Source organism: Gluconobacter vitians, from assembly GCF_015244565.1.
GTDB classification, from domain to species: Bacteria; Pseudomonadota; Alphaproteobacteria; order Acetobacterales; family Acetobacteraceae; genus Gluconobacter; species Gluconobacter vitians.
On record NZ_JABCQG010000092.1, the window covers coordinates 1 to 510 of the forward strand.

The 510-nt window shown below is 62.9% G+C and carries 1 protein-coding gene; it reads left to right on the forward strand.

The genetic code is table 11. From position 1 onward, the window contains the following. On the forward strand, window positions 1-326 hold a 326-nt coding region (locus tag HKD24_RS15205; RefSeq protein WP_407646386.1), incomplete at its 5' end, for a hypothetical protein. Between the last annotated feature and the right edge of the window lie 184 nt (window positions 327-510).

Sequence of the window (510 nt, forward strand, 5' to 3'; positions counted from 1 at the left end):
TGTCCACCACGGACAAGGCCAAGTTCGACAACCTGGTCGCACAGATCAAGAGCGTCACGGCCCAGGTCGCCGCCAACTCGAACGGCTCGATCACGGTGGCGACCGGCAAGGGATGGGCCAAGTCTCTCGGCACGGATCTCGAAACCCTGCTGGCGATCGCGACGCCGATCGTAAAGGCCTATTCGCCTTCCGCCGCCAATTACATGACGACGGTCGAGGCGATGATCCCGCTGGTCGAGGCGCTGGCCGGTGTCACGGCATCCCCGTATGCCGCACCGGTCCAGTCTCCGGAGATGATCCGCGCCAGGATCTATCAGGGGGTCTGACCTTTCGGTCCTGACTATCAGCAAGGGGGAGTGGCTTCGGCTGCTCCCCTCTTTTTTTGTTTCTGGAGATCTCGCACATGAGTGCACCATTTGTCGGCCGCTGCCTGGGCAAGCGTGCTCCGAAGCATGATCCGCGGACTTACCGCCTCGGCCGGGTGCTGGCCATCCATCTGCCGTCCGTGCC